Origin of the sequence: Paraburkholderia sp. HD33-4 (assembly GCF_021390635.1) — a bacterium.
In the GTDB taxonomy this organism is placed as follows: Bacteria; Pseudomonadota; Gammaproteobacteria; order Burkholderiales; family Burkholderiaceae; genus Paraburkholderia.
In genome coordinates, this window is the sequence record NZ_JAJEJS010000002.1 from 1009661 (window position 1) to 1036202 (window position 26542).

At 63.3% G+C, this 26542-nt stretch carries 24 protein-coding genes; 18 read left to right on the forward strand and 6 right to left on the reverse strand.

The window, feature by feature from the left end; genetic code table 11:
• Positions 1–48: 48 nt before the first annotated feature.
• Together L0U84_RS24405 and L0U84_RS24410 are read right to left on the reverse strand one after the other, a co-directional pair.
• Positions 49–1809 carry a tannase/feruloyl esterase family alpha/beta hydrolase gene (locus tag L0U84_RS24405; protein WP_233853432.1) on the reverse strand — a complete coding sequence of 587 codons (1761 nt, stop codon included), beginning with the start codon at positions 1807–1809 and terminating at the stop codon, positions 49–51.
• Between the two features lie 59 nt (positions 1810–1868).
• Positions 1869–2111 carry a hypothetical protein gene (locus L0U84_RS24410; RefSeq protein WP_233853434.1) on the reverse strand — a complete coding sequence of 81 codons (243 nt, stop codon included), beginning with the start codon at positions 2109–2111 and terminating at the stop codon, positions 1869–1871.
• Between the two features lie 205 nt (positions 2112–2316).
• On the opposite strand from L0U84_RS24410, the gene L0U84_RS24415 reads away from it, so the two are divergent.
• The 9 genes from L0U84_RS24415 (at position 2317) to L0U84_RS24455 (ending at position 9114) form a co-directional block, all read left to right on the forward strand.
• Positions 2317–3072 carry a hypothetical protein gene (locus tag L0U84_RS24415; protein ID WP_233853436.1) on the forward strand — a complete coding sequence of 252 codons (756 nt, stop codon included), beginning with the start codon at positions 2317–2319 and terminating at the stop codon, positions 3070–3072.
• Positions 3073–3243: 171 nt separating this feature from the next.
• Positions 3244–3564, forward strand: coding sequence for a DUF4148 domain-containing protein (locus L0U84_RS24420; RefSeq protein ID WP_233853438.1), 321 nt, complete (start codon positions 3244–3246; stop codon positions 3562–3564).
• A 197-nt stretch (positions 3565–3761) separates the two neighbouring features.
• Complete coding sequence (locus tag L0U84_RS24425; RefSeq protein WP_233853440.1) at positions 3762–4712, forward strand: ketopantoate reductase family protein; 951 nt, start codon at positions 3762–3764, stop codon at positions 4710–4712.
• Positions 4709–5101, forward strand: coding sequence for a VOC family protein (locus L0U84_RS24430; RefSeq protein ID WP_233853444.1), 393 nt, complete (start codon positions 4709–4711; stop codon positions 5099–5101). Before L0U84_RS24425 ends, L0U84_RS24430 begins: the two co-directional genes overlap by 4 nt.
• Before the next feature lie 2 nt (positions 5102–5103).
• Positions 5104–5565 carry a MaoC family dehydratase gene (locus L0U84_RS24435; RefSeq protein ID WP_233853447.1) on the forward strand — a complete coding sequence of 154 codons (462 nt, stop codon included), beginning with the start codon at positions 5104–5106 and terminating at the stop codon, positions 5563–5565.
• On the forward strand, positions 5565–6785 hold the full coding sequence (locus tag L0U84_RS24440; protein WP_233853451.1) for a CaiB/BaiF CoA transferase family protein: 1221 nt from the start codon (positions 5565–5567) through the stop codon (positions 6783–6785). Before L0U84_RS24435 ends, L0U84_RS24440 begins: the two co-directional genes overlap by 1 nt.
• Positions 6785–7618: a shikimate dehydrogenase gene (gene aroE / locus L0U84_RS24445; protein ID WP_233853456.1), complete on the forward strand. Its 834-nt coding sequence runs from the start codon at positions 6785–6787 to the stop codon at positions 7616–7618. The genes L0U84_RS24440 and aroE overlap by 1 nt, the downstream gene beginning before the upstream one ends.
• A gap of 49 nt (positions 7619–7667) precedes the next feature.
• Positions 7668–8105, forward strand: coding sequence for a type II 3-dehydroquinate dehydratase (gene aroQ / locus L0U84_RS24450; RefSeq protein ID WP_233853459.1), 438 nt, complete (start codon positions 7668–7670; stop codon positions 8103–8105).
• Positions 8106–8202: 97 nt separating this feature from the next.
• The gene (locus tag L0U84_RS24455) at positions 8203–9114 is read left to right on the forward strand and encodes a LysR family transcriptional regulator (protein WP_233853464.1); all 912 of its coding nucleotides are present in this window, start codon (positions 8203–8205) and stop codon (positions 9112–9114) included.
• On the opposite strand, the gene L0U84_RS24460 is transcribed toward L0U84_RS24455, so the two are convergent.
• The 4 genes from L0U84_RS24460 to L0U84_RS24475 form a co-directional block, all read right to left on the reverse strand.
• Complete coding sequence (locus tag L0U84_RS24460) at positions 9095–11491, reverse strand: EAL domain-containing protein (RefSeq protein ID WP_233853468.1); 2397 nt, start codon at positions 11489–11491, stop codon at positions 9095–9097. The two genes, L0U84_RS24455 and L0U84_RS24460, sit on opposite strands and share 20 nt — an antisense overlap.
• 145 nt (positions 11492–11636) lie before the next feature.
• The gene (locus tag L0U84_RS24465; RefSeq protein ID WP_233853470.1) at positions 11637–12998 is read right to left on the reverse strand and encodes a metallophosphoesterase family protein; all 1362 of its coding nucleotides are present in this window, start codon (positions 12996–12998) and stop codon (positions 11637–11639) included.
• A gap of 212 nt (positions 12999–13210) precedes the next feature.
• Positions 13211–14503 carry an NRAMP family divalent metal transporter gene (locus L0U84_RS24470; RefSeq protein ID WP_233853471.1) on the reverse strand — a complete coding sequence of 431 codons (1293 nt, stop codon included), beginning with the start codon at positions 14501–14503 and terminating at the stop codon, positions 13211–13213.
• A gap of 184 nt (positions 14504–14687) precedes the next feature.
• A complete protein-coding gene (locus L0U84_RS24475; RefSeq protein ID WP_233853477.1) occupies positions 14688–15521 on the reverse strand; it encodes a class II glutamine amidotransferase in 834 nt (277 codons plus the stop codon).
• A gap of 246 nt (positions 15522–15767) precedes the next feature.
• On the opposite strand from L0U84_RS24475, the gene L0U84_RS24480 reads away from it, so the two are divergent.
• From L0U84_RS24480 to L0U84_RS24515, 9 genes are all read left to right on the forward strand, one after another.
• Positions 15768–19544, forward strand: a complete 3777-nt coding sequence (locus tag L0U84_RS24480; protein WP_233853482.1) for a nitrate reductase subunit alpha — start codon at positions 15768–15770, stop codon at positions 19542–19544.
• Complete coding sequence (gene narH, locus L0U84_RS24485; protein ID WP_233853484.1) at positions 19541–21067, forward strand: nitrate reductase subunit beta; 1527 nt, start codon at positions 19541–19543, stop codon at positions 21065–21067. Before L0U84_RS24480 ends, narH begins: the two co-directional genes overlap by 4 nt.
• 1 nt (position 21068) lies before the next feature.
• Entirely contained in the window at positions 21069–21821 is a 753-nt protein-coding gene (gene narJ / locus L0U84_RS24490) for a nitrate reductase molybdenum cofactor assembly chaperone (RefSeq protein WP_233853485.1), read from the forward strand.
• Positions 21814–22497, forward strand: coding sequence for a respiratory nitrate reductase subunit gamma (gene narI, locus L0U84_RS24495; RefSeq protein WP_129959274.1), 684 nt, complete (start codon positions 21814–21816; stop codon positions 22495–22497). Before narJ ends, narI begins: the two co-directional genes overlap by 8 nt.
• Before the next feature lie 10 nt (positions 22498–22507).
• Positions 22508–23296, forward strand: coding sequence for a peptidylprolyl isomerase (locus L0U84_RS24500; protein ID WP_233853488.1), 789 nt, complete (start codon positions 22508–22510; stop codon positions 23294–23296).
• Between the two features lie 14 nt (positions 23297–23310).
• The gene (locus L0U84_RS24505) at positions 23311–24582 is read left to right on the forward strand and encodes an MFS transporter (protein ID WP_233853489.1); all 1272 of its coding nucleotides are present in this window, start codon (positions 23311–23313) and stop codon (positions 24580–24582) included.
• Positions 24583–24739: 157 nt separating this feature from the next.
• Entirely contained in the window at positions 24740–25411 is a 672-nt protein-coding gene (locus L0U84_RS24510; protein WP_233853490.1) for a nitroreductase family protein, read from the forward strand.
• Positions 25412–25429: 18 nt separating this feature from the next.
• Positions 25430–25561: a hypothetical protein gene (locus tag L0U84_RS43835; protein WP_267939955.1), complete on the forward strand. Its 132-nt coding sequence runs from the start codon at positions 25430–25432 to the stop codon at positions 25559–25561.
• 137 nt (positions 25562–25698) lie between these two features.
• Positions 25699–26517, forward strand: a complete 819-nt coding sequence (locus tag L0U84_RS24515; RefSeq protein WP_233856766.1) for a class I SAM-dependent methyltransferase — start codon at positions 25699–25701, stop codon at positions 26515–26517.
• Positions 26518–26542 lie beyond the last annotated feature (25 nt).

Here is a 26542-nt window from a genome sequence, read left to right on the forward strand (position 1 = left end):
CTTTCAGACCACCGATGGAGAGGCCCTCAAGCCTCTCCATGGTGGGCTTCACTGCACGCAGGTAAACGACGTCGCGCTGTTCACGTCGCCCGCGCCGTTATAGCTGGGCCACGCCGGATACTGACACAGCGGCCGCGTGCGTCCCGGTACACCCGCGGTGTCGGTGACCACCTGATGCACCGGCGGCGTGCCGTGCTCGACCCAGTTCTCCAGCGTCGTCAGCGAGTCCCACGACGCATTGAACTCGGTGCCGACCGCGTGCTGCAACCCCGGGATCTCATAGAAGCGCGCGAACGACCCGACCGCGCCGAAGCCCATCGTCACCAGCATGCGCTGCCAGTAGATCTCGGTTGCCCGCGTGCTGACGGTCTGATCGACGGTGCCGTGCGCCATCAGCAACTTGCCGCCGTGCCGCATGAACGGCGTCAGGTTCGCGTCGGTTGCGTCGAGCCCCGACAGCATGCTGACCCGCCCCGACCACCGACCGGACACTGCGGGGTTGTACGTCAGCGAGTCGGCGTTCGGGTTGTCCATCACCGTGTAGCGAACGAAGTCGTCGGCGATCTGGCCGTCGAACATCGCGGTGCTCTGCAGCGGATACGACGGCTGCGTCGTGCCGAGCGCGAGCGTCGTGACCGTTGCTTCGAGCGGTGAACTGCTGCCCACCCCGAGATCGGCGCCATACACGTTATAGCCCGGATACTGCGTTTCGCCGCTTTCGAGCGGGTACGCAAACACGAGCGGCGTGTTCATCGTGTTCAGCGCGTCGATCTGCCGGTCCGACAGGCAGGTGTCGCCGCGCGCGATACCGCCGGCGCAACGCAAAGGCTTGCCGTCGACGCGGGCCGTCGCCGGATTGAACGTCGCATTGCACGCCTGCACGTTGCTGATGAGTCCGTCGACGACGCCGTCGAGCCCGTCGCAAGCCTGCATCACCGCGTTGAGCAGCAGCGCGCGCTGCGCGGTGTCGACATAAGCGCCCGGCGCCGCGAAGCCTTCGGTCACGCGCAATTGCTGCAGGCTCAGCGTCGTAAAGTCATACGCGGGATAGAACGCGATGATGCCGTCCCAGTCCTGCGGCCAGCGCTGCGCGACGGTCAGCGCCTCGCGCCCGCCTGTCGAGCCGCCCGCGAAATACGCCCTGGACGGATGCGTGCCGTAGTGCGCGTCGATGATCTCGAGCGCGGCATCGCGCGTCTTCTTCAGCGCTTCGCCCATGAAGTTGTCGTAGGCCTCGGCGTTGACCGAGAACGCGCCGTTCACCCCACCGTTGGTCGCCTCGTGCCCGGAATCGCTCGCGAACACCGCGTAGCCGCGCGACAGCGGTCCCGGCAGATCGGCCGGCGCGCTCGGCACGTTACCCGTGATGGCGGGAATCGAGCCGTCGAAGCCGCCGCCGCCGAGCATCAGAATCTTGCCGTTCCACTGGTCCGGCAACGCGACGTTGAACAGGATGTCCGGTGCGGACGGATCGACAGGATGAATCGCGCCGGCTACGAGGCAGTACGACCCGGTAGCCGTCGCGCCGCTGCCGCTCGCCGCTACCTGTGTGGTCGAGGTGACGAGCGCGCCAGTCGTCGGCAGACCGATCTCGTGGGCGCGGATGGTCATTCCATTCAGATTCGGACAGCTGAGTTTCGATCGAGGCGGTGGCTCGTGCTTTTTGCATGCCTCGCCATGGCATCGGTCTGCTGGAGAATCCGCGTTCGCGCCGTGGCCCCACATCGCGCACAGCGCCAGCACGCAGCACGCCCCCACCCACGACGGCACGCGCCCATGCACGCGCCCCAACTCTCTGCTCAAGTTCATCGCCGTGTCTCCTTCCGATGAGGCCTGGAGACGGCACCGGACGTCGCGGCATCAGCCTCCTATGCCGCGGCGTACCCATGACCTTTGACCTTTATTGTTCTTGTCAACAGCGCGGTCACCGCTTGCGCAACGTTACCTGGCGCGTTGCGCGCAATACCGCCCGACACCGCATATCCGAACCTGCTTTCGATTTGGTAGAAGTCTTTCATCGGCCTGTCGATGTGGTTCCGGTCGGCCAGAATCAACCAATCAATCATAGTCGCTAACTCGCGCAACACACGCCGAATCGTCATCGCGGGCACGCCAGAGTGTCGTGCGCGCTCGAAACTATCAGGGCGCGTGAGTCGGATCGGGAATAACCACCGCATCCCCGCGGTCTTGCAGGTAAGACTGACAGTGGATAGGTGATCAAATGAACATCGTCGATATGGCCCGCGCATCGGGAGCGGTCGTCAGCGAGGCTGCGTTTGCCACACACACGGCGCGCGACACCAGCGGGTCGTTCTCATGACGGTGCGGATGCAAGCCGCGCTGCGTCGGTTGCAACTCGGCTCCGGCGTGGTGTTGCTGGTCTACCTCTTTCTCCATCTACTCAACCACGCGCTCGGAATCTGGTCGCTCGAACTCGCCGGACGTGGTCTGGTCCTGGCGCTGCGGCTCTGGCGCAGCGCGCCTGGAACGATCGCGTTGTACGGGGCGGCCGCGCTGCATTTTGCGCTCGCGCTGCGCACGATCTACGCGCGCCGTCACTGGGCGTTGCCTCCGGCTGAATGGGTGCGTCTGTGGGCAGGACTGAGCCTGCCGCTGCTGTTGATCCGTCATGCAGTGACGACGCGGCTCGCGTCGTCGCTCTATGGCTTCGAACCGGACTACGAGCGCGTCGTTATCCAGTTGCTGACGACGGGTACGCAAGGCTTGCAGCTTGCGCTGCTCGCACCCGGATGGATACACGGATGCCTCGGGCTCTGGTTTCGTTTGCGTCACTTCCCATTGGCGCTTCGCATGAAGCCCGTGCTGTTGACATGGGTGATCGTGCTTCCTTTGCTGTCGGCGGCAGGCTTTGTCCGGATGATGCGGACCGTCGAAGCGAAGCGGGCGATCCTCGGGAGTCCCGATCCCAAACTGATTGCGCATCAGCTCGCGCTGAATGCCTGGCGTCACGATCTCGTGGCCTTATATCTGGCGCTGATCGTCGGCGCGTTCGTCGCGGGTCAATTGCGCAACGGCATCGAACGCCGGAAATTGCGTGAGAGTTCTATTTAGGCATCCGGAAGTATTTTTCTCGTCACAGTGCTCTTTGACCTGAAGATCGGGAATATCCAACGACCAATCTCCGTCTACCGGATGTGCATCGCGTAACACTCACGCTCTGACATGACGGTCCGCGGTGATTGCAGATGCGCGAATACATCTTCAGGTCAAAAGGAGTACATCATGAAATCGGAATCGTTGAATCAATACGCGGTTACCCCGCTGCTGAGCCTCGTGATCGTTGCTGTGATGTCGATCGCGGGTTCGGCAAACGTGAATGCGCAAACCATGTCGGAGCCCGCGCCTCATCAAGTCACGCGTGCGGAGGTCATGCACGAACTCGAAGAGCTGGAGGCGGCCGGCTACAACCCGTCGTTGGGCGATGATGGTTCGTATCCCGCCGATATTCAGGCCGCGGAAGCGAAGGTGGCCGCCATGCATCGAGCGGAAAGAGCGGCGGCGACGAGCGCGGGACAGAGCGGGGAGACGGTGCGCACGCATTGACGCGCAAAGCGGGAGCCGCAACGGTATCCCGCTGCTGCGCGCACTGATGTCCATGGTGTTGACCGCTGAGACAAAAACACGGATTCACCGGCGGTGGCTCACTGCGACATTGCGATACGCAATGATCATATTGCGTTCATTGCATTGCCAGCATGAGGTCGGAATCGTATCTTGGTCTCCATATCACGGAGACACCTATGAAGATCGCATTCCTGGGAGCCGGCGCGTTGGGTTGCGCGATCGGCTCCGCCCTGACTGAGGGTGGCCACGAGACGTGGCTGGTCGACCGCTTTGCGGCACACGTCGAGGCCATGCGTCGCGACGGCCTGCAAGTCGACGATGCCAACGGCTCACGTCGCGTGAAAGTCCGTGCGACGATGACCCCCGCCGAAGTCGGACCGGTGGACCTCGTCATCGTGCTGGTCAAGTCCTTTCACACCGATTCGGCGATGCGCGGCGCGCTCGAGCTCGTCGGACCCGACACGCTCGTGTTGTCACTGCAAAACGGTCTCGGCCACGAAGACGTGCTCAGCGAAATCGTCGGTCGGGAGCGCGTGCTGGCGGGCAAGACCTATGTCGGAGGCGTGCTGAAGGCGCCCGGACACATCCAGTCGGGCGTGAATGGAAAGTTGACGATCATCGGCGAGCTCGACGGTCAGGTGACCGACCGCGCCCGCGCCATCTCCGACGCGTTCAACGGCTCCGGTCTGATGACCACGGTCAGCGACAACATCCTGGGCACCATGTGGGACAAGTTGCTGATCAACGTTGCGACGGGCGCGATCACCGGCATCACCGGTCTGACATATGGGCAACTGTACGAAGAGCCCGTTCTGAAGGCCGCCGCACTGGCGGCGATCGAAGAAGCGATGGCAGCCGCGAAGGCCGCCGGCATCCAGCTATCAATGACGAAAGCGGAAGAAGCCTGGACGCTGGCCGCCGAAGGACTCTCGCCCGCATTCAAGACCTCGATGCTGCAGAGCCTCGAAAAGTCCTCCGTCACCGAAATCGACTTCATCAACGGCGCGGTCGTGCGTTGGGGCGAACGCCTCGGTGTGCCGACGCCGGTGAACTCGACGCTCGTGGCCTGCATCAAGGGCATCGAACGCGCGCTGCTGGACCGGCAGAAAGAAGGAGCCGCAACATGAGCGCGCCGAAAGCCTATCTGGAGCACGTCGCCATCTGGGTGAAGGACATCCACTGGCATATCCGCTTCTTCGAGCAGGTGCTCGGCATGACGATGCGCGAAGTCGACGGCACGCGCGAGGAGCCGCGTCAGTACTGGACGTTGGGCGGTCTGCAGTTCATCAATGAGCCGCGCCATGAGGGACCTGAGGGCCGGCTCGCCCATCTAGGGGTGATGTGCGAGGACCTCGAAGCCGCAATTGCCGCCGCTCAGGCGTTCGGCGTTACCGAGATGCCGCAAGGGCGCAACTGGCTGCGTCTGCCCGACGGGCTTGCCGTCGAACTCATTCAGGCCAAGCCGGCCACGTGCGTCGCACAAGCGCTGGCAATCAACCCACGCGCGGAGGCGTAAGCATGAGCACCATCATCGAAAAGTATTGGGACGATGCGCAGGAAGGCGACGAGTGCGTGAGCCCGACCTACACCGTCACGAAAGAACGCATCCTGGCCTACGCCGACCTCACGGGAGATCACACGCCGGTGCATGTCGACGAGGAATATGCCAACGCGAGCCATTTCGGCTCGATCGTGGCGCACGGCCTGTTCGGATTGTCGATCGCCGACGGGCTGAAGACGCGGAGCGACTATCGCTTCCTGCCCGGCATGTCGCTCGGCTGGACGTGGGACTTCCTGCTGCCGATCAAGGTCAACGATGTGCTTCACGTCAAGTTCCACGTGGGCAACATGCGCGCGAGCAGGAGTCGTCCGGGCTGGGGCATCGTCGTGCTGCCGTCGGAGTTGATCAATCAGGACGGCCAGGTCGTCCAGCGTGGCGAACATCGGTTGATGATCCCGCGCCGTCCGGGAGCGAACTGATGCAAGCCCGTCCCCTCGAAGGTATTCGCGTCGTCGACTACAGCCACTTTCTCGCCGGTCCTTATGTGGGCCGCTGCCTCGCGGCGCTCGGCGCCGAAGTCATCAAGGTGGAGCGTCCGGGAAGCGGCGACGCGGGACGCCAGCACGCCACGATTCTCGACGACCAGCAAAGCGCCTACTTCCTGCAGCTAAATATGGGCAAGCGCGGTGTGAGCGTCGACATGAAAGATCCGCGCGGCAAGGAGTTCATGCAGCGTCTTTGCGATTCCGCCGATGTGTTCATCGAGAACTATCGACCGGGTGCGCTGGACAAGCTCGGTCTTGGCTACGCCGCGCTGTCCGGGCGCAATCCGGGCCTCGTGTACTGCTCTATCTCTGCATACGGCCATACCGGACCCGACGCGCATCGCGCCGGCTTCGGCCTCATCGCCGAGGCGAAGAGCGGCATCATGCAGATGATCGGCAATCCCGGCGAGCCGCCGCCTCTCATGCGTATTTCACTCGGCGATATGTACACCGGCATCCACGCGGTGGCCGCGATCAACGCCGCGCTGCTCGGCCGCGTGAAGAGCGGTCGCGGCCAGCACATCGACATGGCGTTGTACGACACGCTGGTATCGATGCACGAATACGCGGTGCAGTGCTACACGATGCAGGGCGTCGTTCCCGAGCAGACCGGCCACGACATGCCGACGTCGACGCTGTATGGCGTGTTTCGCGCGGCCGACGGCGATCTCGTGATCGCCGCGCAGGTCGATGACTCGTGGAAGCGGTTCGCGTCGCTGGTCGAACAGCACGGCGGTCCGGCCGGTTTCGGCGCCGACGCGAGGTTCCACTCGCTGAACGGACGCAACGCCCACCGCGACGAAATCCTTGCCGTCGTGAAGCCGTGGGTTGCCGCCAGGCCGGTCGCTGAAGTGCTGGCGCTGCTCGACGGTGTCGATGTGCCTTGCGCAAAAGTGCAGCGCATCGACGAAGTGGTTGCCGATCCGCAGATCGTCGCGCGTGGCATGGTGATCGAGCATGACCATCCGCGCTTCGGGAAACTGCGTCTGCCGAACCTGCCGTTCCGCTTCTCCGACTGCGACACGTCGATTCGCGAAGTCGGACCGGACCTCGGTCAGCACAACGTGGAAGTCGCACAGTCGCTGGGCTTCGACGCCGCGCAGATCGACGCGATGCAGACCCAGGGCGTGCTGTTTTCGAAGAGGAGTGCGTGATGAGCGACCAATACGCGGTGATCGGCAATCCGATCGGGCACACGAAATCCCCGCTGATTCACGGGCTGTTTGCGGAGGCAACGGGGCAGGACATCAATTACCGGGCCATCGAGGGCCCAATCGAGCCGCCGGAAGCCTTCGCAGATACGGTGAAGGCTTTTATCGCAGGGGGCGGCAGAGGCATGAACGTCACCGCGCCGTTCAAGCTGCAAGCGTTCGCGCTTGCCGACGAGCGCAGCGAACGGGCCGCGCTCGCCGGTGCCGTCAACGCGATGAAGTTCGAAAACGGCCGGATCATTGCCGAGAACTTCGACGGCGTCGGCCTCGTGCGGGACATCGAAGTGAACCTCGGTCAGCCGATGGCGGGCAAGCGCGTGCTCGTGCTGGGCGCGGGCGGAGCGGTGCGGGGCGCGTTGCTGCCGTTCATCGCGGCGCGGCCGGCGCAACTGGTGGTCGTGAATCGGAATGTGCGCAAGGCCGAGGCGCTGGTCGCGCAAGTGGCAAGCAAGAGCCCATTGATCGCCTGCGGCTACCGGGAACTCGACGAGATGGGGGAGTTCGATCTCGTCGTGAACGCGACTTCGGCGAGCCTCACCGGTCAGTTGCCTGCGGTTGCGCCGGGCGTGTTCAGTCCAGCCGGAACCGCATACGAACTCGCGTATGGAAAGGGGCTCACGCCGTTTTTGCGGCTCGCGCGAAATGCGGGGGTGCAGGGCATCGCCGACGGCGTCGGCATGCTCGTCGAGCAGGCCGCCGAGGCGTTCGAGTGGTGGCGCGGCGTTCGTCCGCAGACGCACGCGATCATCGACCGGCTGACCGTTCCGCTCAACTGACGCACGCGGGCGGACGCCCGCCTGTTTCCAACCAGTCTGGATCAACATGATGAAACAGTTTCTGATGCTGCACGGCATCAACCACAACATGTTCGGCAAACGCGATCCCATTCAGTACGGGACGGTCACTCTCGAAGACATCGACGCTCGACTGCGGGTTCTAGCCGACGAGCTGGGCGTTGCGGTGCAGAGCTACCAGACGAACAGCGAAGCCGACATGTGTCTACGGATTCACCAGGCTTTCACGGACAACGTCGACGGTGTGCTGATCAACGCGGGCGCGTGGACGCACTACAGTTACGGCATTCGCGATGCGCTGGCGATATTGACCGTACCCGTGATCGAGATTCACATGTCCAACATCCATGCTCGCGAAGCGTTCCGCCACAAGTCGGTTTTTGCGGAGATCGTGAAGGGGCAGATTTGCGGTTTCGGTATCGAAAGCTATCTGCTCGGACTGCGGGCGGCCGTATCTGCCGCTGCCTGAGAATCGCCGACGAGCAGTGACGCGCACCGTGCTGGATGTCCGTCCATAGACGGAATGCAATGGCTACAATGGCGATATTGCATCCGACAATACAGCCATGAGTACCACCGACCTCCCGGACCTCAAGCTGCTTCAGCTTTTCGACCTGCTTTACGACGTGCGAAGTGTCACGCGCGCCGCTGAGCAACTCGGGCAAAGTCAGCCGACGGTCAGCATATGGTTGGGTCGCTTGCGCGAGCATTTGCAGGACCCGCTGTTCGTTCGCACGCCGGGCGGCATGACGCCCACGCCGCAGGCGGACGCGCTGATCGGACCGTGCAGGGAAATTCTGGAATCGCTGCGTCGGTTCGCTGCGTGGGAGATCTCTTTCGATCCCGCCACCGCCAAACGACGGTTCCGTATTTGCATGACGGACGCGAGCCACATTACGCTGCTGCCGCGAATGTTGGCGCATTTGCGGGCGCAGGCGCCAGGCGTTCGGCTGGAAGCGGCGAGGATCGACGGCAATACGGAGCGGGCGCTCGAATCCGGCGAGGCGGATCTTGCGATCGGGCACGTCCCATGGCTCGGGGGCGGTATGTACCAGCAACAGCTGTATCTGCAGGACTGGGTGTGCCTTGCCAACCGGAATCATCCCCGCGTGCGTGCGCGGCTGAGTTTGAAGCAATACGGTACCGAGGGGCACGTCGTCATTGCGGCTGGCACGGGCGGCCAATTGCTTGAACAGGCGTTGTTGCGCGAGCACATCGAACGCGACGTCGTACTCGAATTGCCCGGATTCCTCGGACTCGGATCAATCATCAAGTCGACCGATCTGATCGCCACGTTGCCGCGACACATCGGCGAAACGCTGGCGCGGACGAATGGCGTCGCGGTCCATTCGTGTCCTTTTCCGGTGGACAAGTTCGCGGTGCGCCAACACTGGCACGCGAAGTACCATCACGAAGCCGGCAATCGCTGGCTGCGCTCGGTCGTCGCGGATCTGTTTCTCAGTAGGGGCAGCAGCTAGTTGCTCCTACCGCGGACAAGGGCACGGCGCTTTCGCAGAGCGCGAGATTCTCCGCCATCATCGGCTTCGTCAAAAAGAACCCTTGCACGTAGTCGCAGCCCGAGTCGCGCAGCGCGTGCAGTTGTTGATGCGTTTCGACACCTTCGGCCGTCACCTTGATGCCGAGTTCGTGCGACATCTGAATGATGCCCCGGACGATCGACGCGGCCGCCGAGTCGCGGCTCAGCCTGGCCGTAAACGACCGGTCGATCTTGACGATGTCCGGCGAAAAATCGGCCAGATAACGCAGGCTGGAGTACCCCGTTCCAAAGTCGTCGATGGCGATGCGCACGCCGAGGCGCTTGAGCGCCATCAGCGTGTCTTGCGCGAGAGAGGGGTCTTCCATCAGTGCGCTTTCTGTCAGTTCGATCTGAAGGCAGCTCGGGAGCACCCGATGTTTTCGCAGCGCCTCATCGACTATCGCGACCAGCGAGTCATCCCTCAACTGACGCGCGGACACGTTCACCGACATGGACAGATCTTTTCTTCCAGCGGACTGCCAGACGGCCAGTTGAGCGAGGGCCGCGTCCACGACCCACGCGCCGACTTCGACGATGAACCCGCTCTCTTCCAGGATCGGGATGAAGCTGCCAGGAGGGACTATGCCTCGCGCCGGATGATTCCATCGGACGAGTGCTTCGACGCCTTTCACCGCCAGAGAGGCTGGCTCATGAATACCCTGGAAATGGAGGACGAACTGGTTCGACGCCAGCGCCGTGGGCAGACTGCACTCCAGTTCGAAATCTCCGAGCACATCGCTGGATGCTTCATCGGCGAAGCGAAAGCCGTTGCGACCGCCTTTTTTCGCCGCATACATCGCGACATCCGCGCTCGTCAGCAGCGCCTCGTGATCGCGGCCGTGTTCGGGAAAGATCGAGATGCCGATCGACGCCGTCACGAACGGCGCGGCGTGATCTTTGCGAACGTCGCTCGAGAAAAGGTTCAGAAGAGTCTGCGCCAACGCCGCTAACGTGGCCTTGTCGCTCTGACCCCTGACGATGACCGCGAACTCGTCCCCGCCGAGGCGCGCTACGCAGGCATCCGGCGGAAGCGCGCCCTGAATGACCTTGGCGATGTCCTGCAACAGACGGTCGGCGGCCGTATGGCCGAGCGTATCGTTGAGGACCTTGAAGCGGTCGAGGTCGACGAACATCAAACCGAAGGCGAGGTTCTGCCGGCAAAGCGTCTTCATCTGGCGGATCAGCGCACCGCGGTTGGCTAAACCCGTCAGCCCATCGGTGTAGGCCAGATGATCGAGCGCCGCGAGGCGTTCCTGTTCCAGCGTGATGTCCTCGCTGACACCGACGATGCGCACCACGTTCGCGAAGCCATCGCACACGGGATAGGCCGTGCTTCTGATCCAGCGCAGGCAGCCATCCGGGCGGCGGATTCGGTATTCGAAGCGACCTTCCGCCACTTCGGATGAGATACGGTTCATCTCGGCGAGCAAAGGCTCCAGATCCTCTGACACCACGAGATCGAGCCACGCGGACGGCCTGTTGCGGAGCTCTTCAGGCGTAATGCCGAACACGCTTGCGACACCTGCGCTGACATGATGACAGTGTTCAAAATGCGAGCTATACGAATAGAACACGAGCCGGACATGCAATTCCATCTCGTGCATCAGCTCATCGCGTTCGCGCAGTCTCTTCAACAGCTCGGATTGCTGGGTGACGTCCTCTGAAGCACAAAGCAGCGCGGTGACCATACCGTCGTCGCCAGGCAGTGGCGTGAGGGTGGAGTTCCACCATTTGGTACGTCCCCTCGTCGTCGCGCAGCTTCCGGTGAACGATGTGCTCTTGCCCGACGCGGCGCCCGCCAATGCATTCTCGGCCGCCGTGCGGTCCTCGCCGGTCCAGAAAGCGAGCCAGTCCGCGCCGTAGAGTTGCTCCGGTGACTCCGCGTCCATCAACACGGCGCCGTGCTCCGACACCCGCAGCATTTTTCCGTCTGTAGCGAGCACCTTCAGGCAGTCGCGATTCGCGTGCAGAAGCCCACTCGCCAGTGCGGTGGCGGCAGTTTGCCGGGCGTGATCAACGCCCAGTTTTCGACGGACTATCGCGAGGCCGGCGATGCCCGACACGATCGACAATGCAATACGCACGGTAGTCGCCGCTTCACTGGCCGCTTGATGCACCAGCGCACCGACGCCCACGCCGGCAACGACGGCAATGCAGAGACTCGTCAGCGGGATGGTCTTGCGTTGACCATAGCGCGATAGGAAATAGGAAAGAAACTGCTGGTTCCGGGCTGACCAACCATTGGCGTGGGCGTCTCGATCGACCCGGGACTCAGTCGGGCTGGTTTTTTTAGGGCACGAGGCCGCTTTGAATCTCACGCTGTTCTCCGACTACCTGGTTGAGCAACGGCTCGAACGCTGCGAGCCGCCTCACTTTTACTATTACGGTAGGAATTCGGAGATCTTTAGTCCGCGCCGAGCGGGTACCGAGGAGCACATGAGTTCAGCGCGGATTGGGTGGCCATCAGCCTTTGCGGGGCTTGATCTGCGTGAACTGCCGGATGCGCTCGGCAAGTGCGGGTATTCCCGAGTCGCGTGCGACGTAGTGCGCGACCTGCCGGGTGGCCAGATCGATGGTCACCTGATCGTCGGGGGTTTTCGTGTTGGGTCCGTCGATGGCGGGATGGTATTCGATACGCAGTTGCTTTGCGTTGGCGACAAGCCGTAAATACCCGTAGTTACGGTCGTCGTAGCTTTCAAGGACAACGGCATCCGTGTCTTTCGATGCGGCCTGGATCAGTTGCGGCGCCCGAAGGGGCGGCTGTCCGTTGGTGGTGAGCGGCTGCACCTCGTGACCGCCGTTCCCGCAAACGATGTAAGGGATATGTGTGCCGTCCGAACGGGTTCGCGTAAAACGCTGATAGTTGTGCGCGTGTCCCGCGAGGTCGGCATGCGGCCAGATACCGACCTCGTGGCAAATGGCATCGATCTGCTGTTGCATTTCGACGCTCCAGCCGTGACGGCCGCGCGCCACATAGGGCGGATGGTGATGCGCGAACAGCAAGGCGCCTCGGTAGTTCTCTTTCTTGACTCGCAATAACGCCGCTTTCAGGAATTTCAGCTGGCTGTTGCCGACGTGACGGTCGGCAATGACACCGGGGTCCTCCAGCGTATTGCTGTACAGCGCAATGATGCGCACGAACGGTGCCTCGAACGTGAAGAAAACGCCCGGCTGAATTTGTGCCGTGCGTGAAAGGTGGCCTGCATCGGCGGAGACCTGGAAGCAGTCGGAGCAGAAGTTCCTCAGAAACGCCTGCAGGCTCTTCTCATGTTCCAGCGGCGAAACCATTCCGTCGTGGTTGCCGGCAGCGGCGAGAATCGGCGCGTGATAGTTGCGGTACGGCTCGTAGAACTGATCGTAGTAGTACTGCGCTTCGCCAAAGCTGTAGACGATGTCACCCAGCAGAAAGTTGAATTGCGGCACCTCGGCGGGATCGGCTTCGTCGAAGTCGCTGACCATCTTGTCCGAGACCTGATTCTGGGTAGCCGGACCTTTGGTACTGCCACAATCGCCGGTGGCGTGAAAGACGATCTGTCCGCTCGCGCTGATCGTATCGAGGAGCGTCTGGTTGTTGTCCACCACCTCCGCGAATGTCAGCCGGGGCTCGGTGCCGCCGCGTGGCGCGGGAAACGGCAGCGCCTTGAGCTTGTGCTCGCGGTTCAGTTCGTCGATGACCTTGTAGGCGGCGGTATCGGATGCGTGCCTGACCACGAAAGTTTGCGGGTCCGGCGTGGGTTGCGGTTGCGAGAAAACGGGCGCGGCGAGAATCCTGCCGTTGCGATTGCCGCGTGCGGCTGACGATTCGTCTGAACGCTTCTTCGGCATGTGCAATTCTCCTTGATCGTCGAACGGGGGCGGCCACGCGGTTGTCGGCAAACCGTCAGCATGTGACGGTGCTGTTGCTGGCCGGGTGCACCGTTCAGACGAACGTGCGAGGAGGAAGTTCAGATCCGGTGGTCGTTGCGCAACGCGATCGCAGCGAAATGCGGAGCACCGCTGTGCCATGCGAAAGCATGGTTCGCGGTGGCACGGATTGGTTACGACGGCACGAATACACCTACTGCCGCTACCGCCATCGCAAGCGTGGCGAGCCAGCCTCCCCAGGCCAGCACGCCCGTAACGGCGAACTGTCCCATGATCCGCCGGCTGCGGGCCATCAGCATCATGACGACCATGATCGGCACCGCGGTAACGCCATTGATCACCGCACTCCAGTACAGCGCGCGGATCGGGTCGAAATGCATGAAGGTGATGGCCACGCCGCCCAGGATCGCCAGCGCGATCACCGCATAGAATTCGCGCGCGAGCGTCAGTTGCAACGCGAGACTGCTGCGCCAGCGAAAGCTGCCCGCGGCGGCGTAGGCGGCCGAGCCGGCGAGGACCGGCAGCGCGAGCAGACCGGTTCCGATGATCCCGAGCGCAAACAGGACGTAAGCAAATCGTCCGGCAAACGGCTCGAGCGCCCGCGCGGCATCGGCCGAGGTTTTTACGTCGAGGTGATGCAGATGAAGCGTAGCGGCCGCCGTCAACATGATGAAGAATGCAACGAAGTTGGACACCCCCATGCCGACCCACGTATCGAAACGGATCCTGCGCAACTGCGCGGGCGCCGCATGCGGGACGCGGCGCAACGGAGCCTGTTGCGGCGCCGAGCGCATTTCTTCGACTTCCTGCGACGCCTGCCAGAAAAACAGGTACGGACTGATCGTGGTACCTAGCACCGCCACGACCATGGTCAAATAGTCCGACGTCAGCGAGACGCGCGGCAACACGATGGCGCGTGCGACTTCACCCCAAGGGATCGGAACGATGAATGCGACCGCCACGTACGCCAGAAGCGATAGCGCGGTCCACTTCAGGATGCGCGCATAACTTCCGTAGGGGACGAAAATCTGCAGAACGACCGAAAGCACGCCAATGCCGACGACATAAACGTGCTGCGGACCTGGCAGCAGCAATCCCGCTGCAGCGCCCATCGCCGACAAATCGGCGGCGATGTTGATCACGTTTGCCACGACGAGCAGGCCGACCGCGCCGTATAGCATCCATGCCGGATAATGCGCGCGCATGTTGGACGCGAGGCCCTTGCCGGTCACCCGGCCAATCTGCGCGCTCACCAGTTGTATCGCGGTCATCAACGGATAGGTGATCAGGATCACCCACAGCAGATTGAACCCGAACTGCGCGCCGGCCTGCGAATAGGTGCCGATTCCGGATGGATCGTCGTCAGCGGCGCCTGTGATCAGACCAGGGCCCAGCCGTTTGATCCAGGATCGCTCGACGGGGTCGCAAACCGCGGATTCCGGCTCGACTAATTCTTCGTCGCTCATAAATGTCACCTCGCGGCAACATTTAGCAAATTGCGGGCCCGGGCGTGTGCGTCAGTGTCGAAGATCACACGCCGGCTGCCTCTGTGTTCGGCAGAAGAGGACGATCCGACGGGTTCCCATTCAGCGTGAATGGAAATTGAGTTTGCGATGCGACCGCTTGTCTGTCGCGATGAACGCGCGCGGTTCAGTTAAGTTTCGGCTTGAACTCATACTGGCCAATCTCGCCGCCGCGCGCGACCACCGCGGTACTCTCCGGAATTTCCTGCCACCACCCCGGCAAGTCCGCGAGCGGCTCGGACAGCACGAGGAACGCATTCTCGCCGGCCCTCATGATGCGCTCGTCGTCGGGATACAGCTGGTGCAGATGACGGAACGACGTGCTGTGAAACAGCGAGCGCGACTGTCCTTCGCTCGAATAGCGGACCGCGACGATCTGCTCGCCGTCGGTCGCGCACACGGTCATGTTCAGCGGTTCAGCCACGCCATGTTGGCGTCCGGTGGCTTCGACGAAGCCGACCATCCGTTCGAGCGCAGTGACGGGCGCAAGCTCCAGCCCGAAGGTCAGCGCGAGAAAAAACATCACTTCGGAATCGGTCGAGCCTTCGATGGACGGGAACAGGTCGGGGTCGATCTTCACCATCAGATCGCGGCGCACCTTCGGGAAGTCGCGCACCAGCCCGTTGTGCGCGAACAGCCAGCGGCCATAGCGGAACGGATGACAGTTGGTTTCCTGCGACGGCGTGTCGGTCGCCGCGCGTACGTGCGCGACGAACAGCGGAGAGTGGATCGCCCGCGCGGCCTCGCGTAGATTGCGATCGCTCCAGGCCGGCTGGATGCAGCGGTAGCGAAACGGAATGTCGGTGGGATGTCCATACCAGCCGATGCCGAAACCGTCGCCATTGGTGGTGGTGGCACCGAGCCGCGAATGCATGCTCTGGTCGATCAGCGAATGCCGGGCGTTGAACAGCACGGTTTCGAGCTGAAGCGGATTGCCGGTATATGCGAGCCAGCGGCACATGATTGCTCTCCTGTCGGGTGCGCATCACAACCCTACACCAGTTGCGCGCGGCGATTGTAGGACCAAAGTCCGATTGAGCAGGACTTGATGCATGTCACCATTGGCGAAGAAGTTGCGTGCTAAGTTGCGTTCGTGCCGGGCATCAAGGCAGCCTTCCAGGCACGAAGCGGACGTCAGCCGTAGTTGGTCCGTTTCAAATCCCTTCGCGACCTTGCGCCGACCCAATCTGATGGAGGCAGGACGCACATGAGCCACTTCCTGGACAGGTTACGTTACTTTACGGCCCCTCGTCCGCAGTTTTCGGACGGTCACGGAGCTGTCACAGATGAAGACCGGCAATGGGAGGATGCTTACCGCAAGCGCTGGCAGCACGACAAGATAGTTCGCTCCACTCATGGAGTGAATTGCACGGGCTCCTGCTCGTGGAAGATCTATGTCAAGGGCGGCATCGTCACGTGGGAAACGCAGCAGACGGACTATCCGCGCACCCGGCCCGACATGCCCAATCACGAGCCGCGTGGATGCTCGCGAGGCGCATCCTATTCGTGGTACCTATACAGCGCGAACCGCCTGAAATACCCGCTGGTGCGCAGCGCGCTCGTCAAGCTGTGGCGCGAGCGCCGCGCTTCGCTGGATCCCGTGCAAGCCTGGCAGTCGATCGTCGAGGACGAGGCGGCGCGGCGCGGCTATCAGAGCCGCCGGGGCCTTGGCGGCTTCATTCGCTCCACATGGGACGAAGTCAACGAAATCGTCGCGGCCGCCAACGTTTATACGGTCAAGCATCACGGACCCGATCGGGTGATCGGCTTCTCGCCGATTCCGGCGATGTCGATGGTCTCGTACGCGGCGGGCTCGCGTTATCTATCGCTGATCGGCGGCGTTTGCCTGAGTTTCTACGACTGGTATTGCGACCTGCCGCCCGCCTCGCCGCAGACCTGGGGCGAGCAGACCGACGTGCCGGAATCGGCGGACTGGTACAACTCCACGTTCATCATGATGTGGGGGTCGAACGTCCCGCAGACCCGCACGCCGGACGCGCATTTTATGACCGAGGTGCGCTACAAGGGCGCCAAGATCGTCTCCATCTTTCCCGACTATGCGGAAGGCGCCAAGTTCGGCGACATCTGGCTGCACCCGAAGCAAGGCACCGACGCGGCGCTCGCGCTCGCGATGGGCCACGTGATCCTGAAGGAATTCCACCTGGCCGGGAAAAGCGACTACTTCGTCGACTACTGCCGGCGTTTCACCGACATGCCGTGTCTGGTGCGCCTCGTGCCGCACGGCGACGCCTATGTGCCCGAACGGCTCGCACGCGCGTCGGACTTCGACGACGGACTCGGTCAGGCCAACAATCCCGAGTGGAAGACCGTGACGATCGACACGGCGAGCAATGAGTTCGTCGTGCCGGTCGGCTCGGTGGGTTTTCGCTGGGGACAAAAGGAAGGCGAGGACCAGGGCAAATGGAACCTGAAGTCCGAAGCGGCTACGGGTGAGTCAGTCACGCCAAGGCTTTCGCTCGCCGATGCGCACGATGACGTGGTCAACGTGCTGTTCCCATACTTCGGCAATATCGAGCACCCGCATTTCCACCACACCACCCATGCGTCGCAACTGTCGCGCCGGATCGGCGTGCGCAGGATCGCCACGCGCAACGGCGAGATGCTCGTCGCCACGGTCCACGATCTCTTCGTTGCCAACTATGGGCTCGACCAGGGGCTCGGCGGCGAGGATATCGCAACGGGCTACGACGACGATGTGCCCTACACACCGGCATGGCAGGAGGCGATCACGGGCGTCAAGCGCGCGGATGTGATCTCGGTGGCGCGCCAGTTCGCGGAGAACGCGCACAAGACCCAGGGCAAGTCGATGGTGATCATCGGAGCCGGGATCAATCACTGGTTCCACATGGACATGTCGTATCGCGCGATCATGAACATGCTGATCATGTGCGGCTGCATCGGCAAATCGGGCGGCGGCTGGTCACACTACGTCGGGCAGGAAAAACTGCGCCCGCAAACGGGTTGGACCGCGCTCGCCTTCGCGCTGGACTGGCACCGTCCGCCGCGTCATATGAACGCGACTTCGTTCTTCTATGCGCATACCGACCAGTGGCGCTACGACCCGATGAACCCCACGGCGCTGCTGTCGCCGCTGGCGGACCCGAGCCGCTTTCATGGCGCGCCAATCGACTACAACGTGCGCGCCGAGCGCATGGGGTGGCTGCCGTCCGCGCCGCAACTGGCGGTCAACCCGCTCGATTACGGGCGGGCGCTGAACGACCCGGCGCAGGCGGCGACCACGGTCGTGCGCGATCTGAGATCGGGCAGCCTGCGCATGTCCTGCGAGGACCCGGACCATCCGGTCAATTTCCCGCGCAACCTGTTCGTCTGGCGCTCTAACCTGCTGGGCTCGTCGGGCAAGGGGCACGAGTATTTTCTGAAGCATCTGCTCGGCACGACCAACGGCGTACAGGGCGAGGAGGTCTTCAAGTCCGGGCACCCGCGTCCCGAGGAGATCGCGTGGCACGACGAGGCGCCGCGCGGCAAGCTGGACCTGCTGGTCACGCTCGATTTCCGCATGTCGACCACCTGCATGTATTCCGACGTGGTGCTGCCTACCGCGACGTGGTACGAAAAGGACGACATGAACACGTCCGACATGCACCCGTTCATTCACCCGCTGTCGGCCGCCGTCGATCCGGCCTGGCAGTCGAAAAGCGACTGGGAGATCTTCAAGGGCATCGCAAAGCGGTTCTCAGAGTTGAGCGAGGGCCAGCTCGGTGTCGAGCGCGACATCGTGCTCGCGCCGATCGCGCATGACAGTCCGGCCGAACTCGCGCAGCCGTTCGACGTGCAGGACTGGAAACGCGGCGAATGCGAACCGGTGCCCGGCAAGACCATGCCTTCGGTGCTGGTGGTCGAGCGCGACTACCCCGGCACGTACGCGAAGTTCACCTCGCTCGGGCCGTTGATGGACAAGCTCGGCAACGGCGGCAAGGGCGTCAGCTGGGACACGAAGGACGAGGTCGCGATGCTCGGCGAGCTCAACTACCGGGTCGCCGAAACGGGCTGCGCGAATGGCCGGCCGCGCATCGACACGGCGCTCGACGCCGCCGAGGTGATCCTGTCGCTCGCGCCGGAGACCAACGGCGCGGTGGCCGTCAAGGCCTGGGAGGCGCTCTCCGCGATGACCGGGATCGAACACGAGCACCTCGCCGATGCGCGCGCCGACGAAAAGATCCGCTTTCGCGACATCCAGGCGCAGCCGCGCAAGATCATCTCGTCGCCGACCTGGAGCGGGATCGAATCGGAACACGTGTCGTACAACGCGGGCTACACCAACGTGCACGAGCTGATTCCGTGGCGCACGTTGAGCGGCCGCCAGCAGCTCTATCAGGATCATCTGTGGATGCGCGCGTTCGGCGAGTCGCTGTGTGTCTACAAGCCGCCGATCGAAACCGGCAGCTACGAGCACATGGCGGGGGCGCGCTCGAACGGCAACCCGGAGATCGTGCTGAACTTCATTACGCCGCACCAGAAGTGGGGCATCCACAGCACCTACACCGACAACCTGCTGATGCTGACGCTGTCGCGCGGCGGCCCGATCGTGTGGCTGTCGGAGGCGGACGCGAAGGCGATCGGCGTGGTCGATAACGACTGGATCGAGTGCTACAACTCGAACGGCGCGCTGTGCGCGCGCGCCGTGGTCAGCCAGCGCGTGCCGCGCGGCATGGTGTTGATGTATCACGCGCAGGAAAAGATCGTGAACACGCCCGGCTCGGAGATTACCGGCACGCGCGGCGGCATTCACAACTCGGTCACCCGCGTGGCGCTGAAACCGACTCATATGATCGGCGGCTATGCGCAGCTCGCGTATGGCTTCAACTACTACGGCACTGTGGGCTCCAACCGCGACGAGTTCCTGATCGTGCGCAAGATGAAGCGCATCGACTGGCTCGACGACACGGCGCCGCTCACGATGAGCCCGCCTGTCCAGCCAGTGCGGCAAGGAGAAGCCTCATGAAAGTGCGCGCGCAGATCGCGATGGTGCTGAACCTCGACAAGTGCATCGGCTGCCATACGTGCTCGGTGACCTGCAAGAACGTCTGGACGAGCCGCGAGGGCATGGAATACGCGTGGTTCAACAACGTGGAGACCAAACCAGGCATCGGCTACCCGAAGGACTGGGAGAACCAGGAGCGCTGGCGCGGCGGCTGGACGCGCCGCAGCGACGGCAAGATCGAGCCGCGTCAGGGCAACAAGTGGCGGCTGCTGGCCAAGATTTTCGCCAATCCGCATTTGCCGGAGATCGACGACTACTACGAGCCCTTCACCTTCGACTACGCGAACCTGCAGGACTCGGGCGATACGAAAGCGATGCCGGTGGCGCGGCCGCGCTCGCTGATCAGCGGCGAGCGGCTCGAGAAGATCGAATGGGGGCCGAACTGGGAAGAGATCCTCGGCGGCGAGTTCGAGAAGCGCTCGAAAGACTACAACTTCGAGAACGTGCAGAAGGACATCTACGGGCAATTCGAAAACACCTTCATGATGTACCTGCCGCGGCTGTGCGAGCACTGCCTGAATCCGAGCTGTGTCGCGTCGTGCCCCTCCGGCTCGATCTACAAGCGCGAAGAGGACGGCATCGTGCTGATCGATCAGGACAAGTGCCGCGGCTGGCGTATGTGCGTGTCGGGCTGCCCCTACAAGAAGATCTACTTCAACTGGCAGACCGGCAAGGCGGAGAAGTGCATTTTCTGCTATCCGCGCATCGAAGTCGGGCAGCCCACGGTCTGCTCGGAAACCTGTGTGGGCCGCATCCGCTATCTGGGCGTGCTGCTTTACGACGCGGATCGCATCAGCGAGGCCGCCAGCGTCGAAGAAGAACGCGATCTGTATGAAGCGCAACTGTCGGTGTTTCTCGATCCGCACGATCCGCGGGTCATCGCCCAGGCCGAGCGCGATGGCGTGCCGGCCGCGTGGATCGAAGGCGCGCAGCGCTCGCCGATCTACAAGATGGCGATCGACTGGAAAATCGCCTTCCCATTGCATCCGGAATTCCGCACGCTGCCGATGGTGTGGTACGTGCCGCCGCTGTCGCCGATCAACGCGGCGGCCAATAGCGGCGAGCTCGGCATGAACGGCTATCTGCCCGATGTCGATGCGCTGCGCATTCCGCTGCGTTATCTCGCCAACCTGCTGACCGCCGGCAAGGAAGAGCCCGTCAAGCTGGCGCTCGAACGGCTGCTGGCCATGCGCGCCTTCATGCGCTCGCGCCACGTCGATCAGATCGAGGTTCCCGGTGTGCTGACCCAGGCCGGCTTGACGGTCCCCCAGGTGGAGGACATGTACCGCTATCTGGCGATCGCCAACTACGAAGACCGCTTCGTGATTCCGACCACGCATCGGGAGTATGCGGAAGATGCGTTCGACCTGCGTTCATCGTGCGGCTTCTCGTTCGGCAACGGCTGTTCGGACGGCAAGTCGGAACTGAGCCTGTTCAGCACGAAGAAAGGCCGCCGCACGATCCCCATCCGGCAGGAGCCTTGACATGAAATCGACCGCCGTCACGCAGCCTGCGCTCGTCTACTCGGTGTTGGGCGCACTGCTCGACTATCCCGACGCGCAGTTGCTCGCCGCGCTGCCCGAGGCCCGTCTACTGCTCAACGGCGAACGCGCGTTGACGCGCGAATCGAAGGCTGGACTCGAACGGTTCCTCGACTACTGCGAAGCCCGCGATCTGATGACGCTGCAGGAGAACTACGTCGCGCAGTTCGACCGCGGCCGCAACACGTCGCTCTATCTGTTCGAGCATGTGCACGGCGAATCGCGCGACCGGGGGCAGGCGATGGTCGACCTGCTGCAGATGTACGAGCGGCACGGACTCTTTCTCGCTTCTGGCGAACTGCCCGACTATCTGCCCGTGTTCCTCGAATATCTGTCGCGTCTGCCGGGCGACGAAGCGCGCGCATTGCTCGCGGAAACGGCGGAGATCCTGCAGTCGATCGCGGCTCAACTGACGAAGAAGGGCAGTGCCTACGGCCTCGTGGTCGGCGCGCTGGCGGCACTCGCGGGCATCCGTGGGGTCGACACGCCGCACGAAATCAGCGAGGACGACGCGCAGTCGCCGCCAGGTCCGGCTGACTATCACGCGCTCGACGCCGCCTGGGTCGACGAGCCGGTGCGCTTCGGCGGCGCTCCCGCGCCGGCGCAGGAGCCCATCCAGTTTTACGATCGGCGTCCAGGCGATGGCGCCCACTCGACACCGTCACGCAATCGCTCTCAGGAGAACCGGCATGGATGACTACTTCCATCAGTTCCTGTTCGGAATCTATCCGTACATCTGCCTCGCGGTTCTGCTGCTCGGCAGTCTGATCCGCTTCGACCGCGAGCAGTACACGTGGAAGAGCGATACGTCGCAACTGTTGAGACACGGTCAGCTGCGCCTCGGCAGCAACCTGTTTCATTGGGGCGTGCTCGTGGTGGTGATGGGCCATTTCGTCGGCTTCCTCGCGCCGCACTGGATGGTGGCGCCGTTCCTGAGCGCCACGGGTCACCAACTGGTGGCGATGGTGGCCGGCGGCGTGTCGGGGTTCGTGGCGATCATCGGCCTGACCATCCTGATTCATCGACGATTGACCGACGCGCGCATCCGCCGCAACAGCCGCACATGGGACATCGTCATCGTGCTGATGCTGTGGGTGCAGCTCGCGCTGGGTCTCGGCACCGTCGCGCTGTCGATGCGCCATATGGACGGCGTGTTGTTCGAGCAACTGACCGACTACGTGAAAGGGATCGTCACGTTCCGGCCAGGCGTGGCAGGCCTGCTGGTCGGTGTGCCGCTGACCTATCAGGTGCATATCGCGCTGGGCTTCACGATCTTCCTGGTCTCGCCGTTCACGCGGATGGTCCACATCTGGAGCGGGATCGCGTCGCTCGCGTATCTGATCCGTCCGTACCAGCTGGTACGCAAGCGTTGAGGCGGCGGAGATGAGCACCATGCCGACCTCCGGACTTGCGGCTCCCACGCTGAGCGTCAATGGCGTCGAGATCGATGCCGCGGCGATCGCCGAAGAAGCAGGCCATCACGCCGACGCCGCCGATGCCCTCGCAGCGAGCCGGCGCGCGCTCGCGATCCGCGAGCTGTTGAGGCAGCGCGCCTGCGCGCTCGAACTGATCGAGGACGCCATTGCGCTCGACGACGCCGCGCTCGATCGGCTGCTGCAACGCGAGCTGTCGGTGCCGGCGGCGACCCGCGCGGACTGCGAGCGCTACTACGCGAGCCATGAATCGCGCTTTCGCCGCAATGAAATCGTCTACGCGAGCCACATCCTGTTCGCGGTGACCGGGCACACGCCGCTCGCGCTGATCCGCGGCAAGGCCGAAGCGACGCTGGGCGCGGTGCTCGCCGCGCCGGATACCTTCGAAGCGGTGGCCCGCGACGTGTCGAACTGTCCATCCGGCGCGGTGGGCGGCAGCCTCGGCCAACTACTGCGTGGCGACAGCGTGCCGGAGTTCGAGCGCGCGGTGTTCGACACGCAGGAGACCGGCATGCTGCCGCGCCTCGTCAATACGCGGTTCGGTTTTCATATCGTGCGGATCGAGCGTCGCGTACCCGGCACGCTGATGGCATTCGAGGACGTCGAGACGCAGATTGCCGGCTTTCTCGATGAGCGCGTGCGGCACAAGGCGATGCAGCAGTACGTATCGATCCTCGCGTCGCGCGCCCGGATCGAAGGGGTTGAACTGGGTGAGGCCAACGGACCGCTGGTCCAATAGACGACGGAGCTGGCATGAGTGCACATAGTGGTACCGGCCAACCAGCAGCGGAGCCGGTCGTATCGGCAAAGGCATGGTCGGTCCTGTTCGCGAGTACGTTTGCCTTTCTCGTCTGCTTCGTCGTCTGGATGATGTTCGGCGTGCTCGGCGTGCCGTTGCGCGAGGAGCTGAAACTGAACAGCACCCAGTTCGGCCTGCTGACCTCGACGCCGGTGTTGACAGGCGCGTTGATGCGTCTGCCCCTCGGCACGTGGACCGACCGTTTCGGCGGCCGTATCGTGATGACGGTGCTGCTGGTGGTTTGCGCGGTGCCGGTCTACATCGTCAGCTACGCGACCGCGCTGTGGCAGTTTCTGCTGATCGGACTCTTTCTCGGCTGCGTCGGCGCGTCGTTCGCCGTGGGGACGCCGTATGTCGCGCGGTTTTTTCCGCCTGCGCGCCGCGGCTTCGCGATGGGCTTCTTCGGTGCGGGCACCGCGGGCGCCGCGGTCAACCTGTTCGTCACGCCGTCGTTGCAGGCGGCCTTTGGCTGGCGTTTCGTGCCGCGAGTCTATGCCATCGCGCTGCTAGTGACGGCCGTGATCTTCTGGTTCGCGTCCGCGCCCGATCCCGGTGCGGGGCAAGCGAAGGGATCGTGGCTCGATGGGTTCAAGGTGCTGCGCAATCCACACGTGTGGCGGCTGTGCCAGTACTACTCGATCACGTTTGGCGGCTTTACCGCGCTGTCGCTGTGGATCCCGCAATACCTGAAGGCCGAGTACGGGATGTCGCTGGTGATGGCGTCGATGTTCGCCGCGGGATTCTCGTTGCCGGGGTCGGTGCTGCGGGCCGTAGGCGGCGCGCTGGCGGATCGGCTCGGCGCGCACAGCGTGACGTGGTGGGGGCTATGGGTCGCGTGGATCTGCCTGTTTCTGCTGTCCTATCCGCCGACTGATTTCGTGATCCACACGATCGACGGTACCGCGAGCATTCACCTGCGGGTGACCGTCTATGCGTTCGTCGCGCTGGCGTTCGTGCTCGGCGCGGTTTTCGCGTTTGGCATGGCCTCGACCTTCAAGTACGTGGCCGACGATTTTCCGGAGAACATGGGCGTCGTCACCGGAATCGTCGGGCTTGCAGGGGGGCTTGGCGGTTTCCTGCTGCCGATCATCTTCGGCATCCTGCTGGATTTTTTCAGGGTGCGTTCCACCTGCTTCATGTTCCTGTACGGGATCGTATGGGTATCGCTGATCCTGATCTACCTGTCGGAAGTGCGACGTACACCGGTCGTGGGTTCCGTTGCTTAACCATGTCCGGGTTTGCTTCGCGCAAGTTGTTGACTGCGCAGTCGCAATCCGGCCGGACCGCCGCGCGCAAGACAAGGCCGCCAACCTGCAGCACAGAGATTCGCGCAGGCTGCGGGCACCGCCTGCCGGCCTGCTGTTTCGCTGATGGAGGTGCCCGATGAAACGACGTGAACTGTTGGTTGCGCTGGCCGCAGGCGCGCTTGCCGAGGGTGCGACCGGTCGCGCGCAGGCAAGCCAGGCGAAATTCACCGATCAGATCGAGCTGCCCAAGCCCAACGTCACAGGCACGATGTCGCTCGAGGAAGCCATCGCGAAGCGCAGATCCGTGCGCAGATTCGCGCCAAAGCCGCTGCCGGTCGACGCCATCGGCCAACTGCTGTGGGCCGGGCAGGGCATCACCAGTTCGGACGGCAAGCGCGCGGCGCCGGCGGCCGGCGCTTTGTATGCGCTCGAACTTTACGTCGTGACTGCCACGGAGGTGATGCACTATCTGCCGGATGGCCACCGTGCCGAGACGCGGGCCAGCCACGACCTGCGCCCCGAACTGAGGGCACTGGCGGTCAACCAGGCGTCTGTCGAGGCGGCCCCGGCCCTGCTCGTGGTGGCCACCGATCCCAGCCGGCTTACCGCGAGGTATGGCGGCAGAGCCAATCTGTATGCCGATCTCGAGGTCGGTCATGCGACCGAGAACATGCTGCTGCAGGTCGTCACGCTGGGGCTCGTCGCCGTGACCGTGGGTGCCGTCGACGGGGCCCCGGCGGCGCGCAAGCTCGGCCTGCCTCACGGCCAGACCGTCCTGTATCTGATCCCGGTGGGCTATCCGGCCTGAGTCATCGCGAGCGGCAGAATGAGTTCGATCGACATCCGCTTCCATGCGGCGATCCAGCGATATCTGGCGCAAGACGAGAAATACGAGCGGAGGGCCGCGATCCCCTGGCGCGACGGCACACACACGCATCGATGCACCGGCCCGCAGTGAGGCAAACACGAACTTCGCGGGAGCGGGTATCGTGTGTGCCATGTCAACTCCGCGTGGTGCCTATGAAGCCGATCCTTGTCCGCTCGACCCTGCTGGAATATTCGAAGCGGGGCGCTGTCTGTTTCGCCATCACGGTGATGACGACGATCATGGCCGGATGCGCTTCCTCCTCGCGGGTTTCCGGTCATGACACGTCTTCCCAGGCTGCCGATGCGAAGTCGCTCGACGTGGCGGTCGCCAACCCACAGCGCAGTCAGGCGGCGCGGGCGCGCGACGTCTATCGTCATCCGGCGCAGACGTTGAGTTTCTTCGAGCTGAGTCCGACACAAACCGTACTGGAGATCGCACCGGGCGGCGGGTGGTACACGGACATTCTGGCGCCTTATCTTCACGACGCTGGTCACCTCTACGAAGCGCAATATGTGAGCACGTCCGCGGACCTGGCCTCGGAAAACCGGTCAATGGATGCAGCGTATTTGCGTAAGCTCGCGGGCGCCCCCGCGATCTATGGGAACGTCGTGGTCGGCACCTTGCACGCGGGCAAGTTTTTCGGCTTCGATGCGCACGAGCGCTTCGATCGCGTGCTCACTTTTCGCAACATCCACAACTGGATCAAGGATGGGCAGCTCGATGCCAATCTGCGTGCGTTCCATGACGCGCTGAAGCCCGGGGGCGAACTAGGCGTCGAAGAGCATCGGGCGCGGCCCGGAACGACCTTGCAACAGATGATCGATACCGGATACGTGACCGAAGCTTTCGTGATCGACCGGGCGCAGGCGGCCGGCTTCGTGCTCGCGGAACGCAGCGAGATCAACGCGAACCCCCGCGATACGAAAGATTATCCGCACGGCGTATGGTCGCTGCCGCCAGGCTACAAGGGCGGTGACGTCGACCGGTCGCGCTATGCCGCGATCGGCGAGTCGGATCGTATGACGCTGAGATTCGTCAAGCCTTAGCGGGGTCTATCCATGCGACGAGCGC

Excerpts from the sequence above, each read along its gene's own strand:
- L0U84_RS24435 (WP_233853447.1), top strand. The coding sequence starts at position 5,104 with ATGAGCACCATCATCGAAAAGTATTGGGACGATGCGCAGGAAGGCGAC.
- L0U84_RS24455 (WP_233853464.1), top strand. The coding sequence starts at position 8,203 with ATGAGTACCACCGACCTCCCGGACCTCAAGCTGCTTCAGCTTTTCGAC.
- L0U84_RS24440 (WP_233853451.1), top strand. The coding sequence starts at position 5,565 with ATGCAAGCCCGTCCCCTCGAAGGTATTCGCGTCGTCGACTACAGCCAC.
- L0U84_RS24425 (WP_233853440.1), top strand. The coding sequence starts at position 3,762 with ATGAAGATCGCATTCCTGGGAGCCGGCGCGTTGGGTTGCGCGATCGGC.
- L0U84_RS24415 (WP_233853436.1), top strand. The coding sequence starts at position 2,317 with ATGACGGTGCGGATGCAAGCCGCGCTGCGTCGGTTGCAACTCGGCTCC.
- L0U84_RS24405 (WP_233853432.1), bottom strand. The coding sequence starts at position 1,809 with ATGAACTTGAGCAGAGAGTTGGGGCGCGTGCATGGGCGCGTGCCGTCG.
- L0U84_RS24465 (WP_233853470.1), bottom strand. The coding sequence starts at position 12,998 with ATGCCGAAGAAGCGTTCAGACGAATCGTCAGCCGCACGCGGCAATCGC.
- L0U84_RS24510 (WP_233853490.1), top strand. The coding sequence starts at position 24,740 with ATGAAACGACGTGAACTGTTGGTTGCGCTGGCCGCAGGCGCGCTTGCC.
- L0U84_RS24480 (WP_233853482.1), top strand. The coding sequence starts at position 15,768 with ATGAGCCACTTCCTGGACAGGTTACGTTACTTTACGGCCCCTCGTCCG.
- L0U84_RS24515 (WP_233856766.1), top strand. The coding sequence starts at position 25,699 with ATGACGACGATCATGGCCGGATGCGCTTCCTCCTCGCGGGTTTCCGGT.
- aroQ (WP_233853459.1), top strand. The coding sequence starts at position 7,668 with ATGAAACAGTTTCTGATGCTGCACGGCATCAACCACAACATGTTCGGC.
- narH (WP_233853484.1), top strand. The coding sequence starts at position 19,541 with ATGAAAGTGCGCGCGCAGATCGCGATGGTGCTGAACCTCGACAAGTGC.
- L0U84_RS24505 (WP_233853489.1), top strand. The coding sequence starts at position 23,311 with ATGAGTGCACATAGTGGTACCGGCCAACCAGCAGCGGAGCCGGTCGTA.
- narJ (WP_233853485.1), top strand. The coding sequence starts at position 21,069 with ATGAAATCGACCGCCGTCACGCAGCCTGCGCTCGTCTACTCGGTGTTG.
- narI (WP_129959274.1), top strand. The coding sequence starts at position 21,814 with ATGGATGACTACTTCCATCAGTTCCTGTTCGGAATCTATCCGTACATC.
- L0U84_RS24470 (WP_233853471.1), bottom strand. The coding sequence starts at position 14,503 with ATGAGCGACGAAGAATTAGTCGAGCCGGAATCCGCGGTTTGCGACCCC.
- L0U84_RS43835 (WP_267939955.1), top strand. The coding sequence starts at position 25,430 with ATGAGTTCGATCGACATCCGCTTCCATGCGGCGATCCAGCGATATCTG.
- aroE (WP_233853456.1), top strand. The coding sequence starts at position 6,785 with ATGAGCGACCAATACGCGGTGATCGGCAATCCGATCGGGCACACGAAA.
- L0U84_RS24430 (WP_233853444.1), top strand. The coding sequence starts at position 4,709 with ATGAGCGCGCCGAAAGCCTATCTGGAGCACGTCGCCATCTGGGTGAAG.
- L0U84_RS24475 (WP_233853477.1), bottom strand. The coding sequence starts at position 15,521 with ATGTGCCGCTGGCTCGCATATACCGGCAATCCGCTTCAGCTCGAAACC.
- L0U84_RS24420 (WP_233853438.1), top strand. The coding sequence starts at position 3,244 with ATGAAATCGGAATCGTTGAATCAATACGCGGTTACCCCGCTGCTGAGC.
- L0U84_RS24500 (WP_233853488.1), top strand. The coding sequence starts at position 22,508 with ATGAGCACCATGCCGACCTCCGGACTTGCGGCTCCCACGCTGAGCGTC.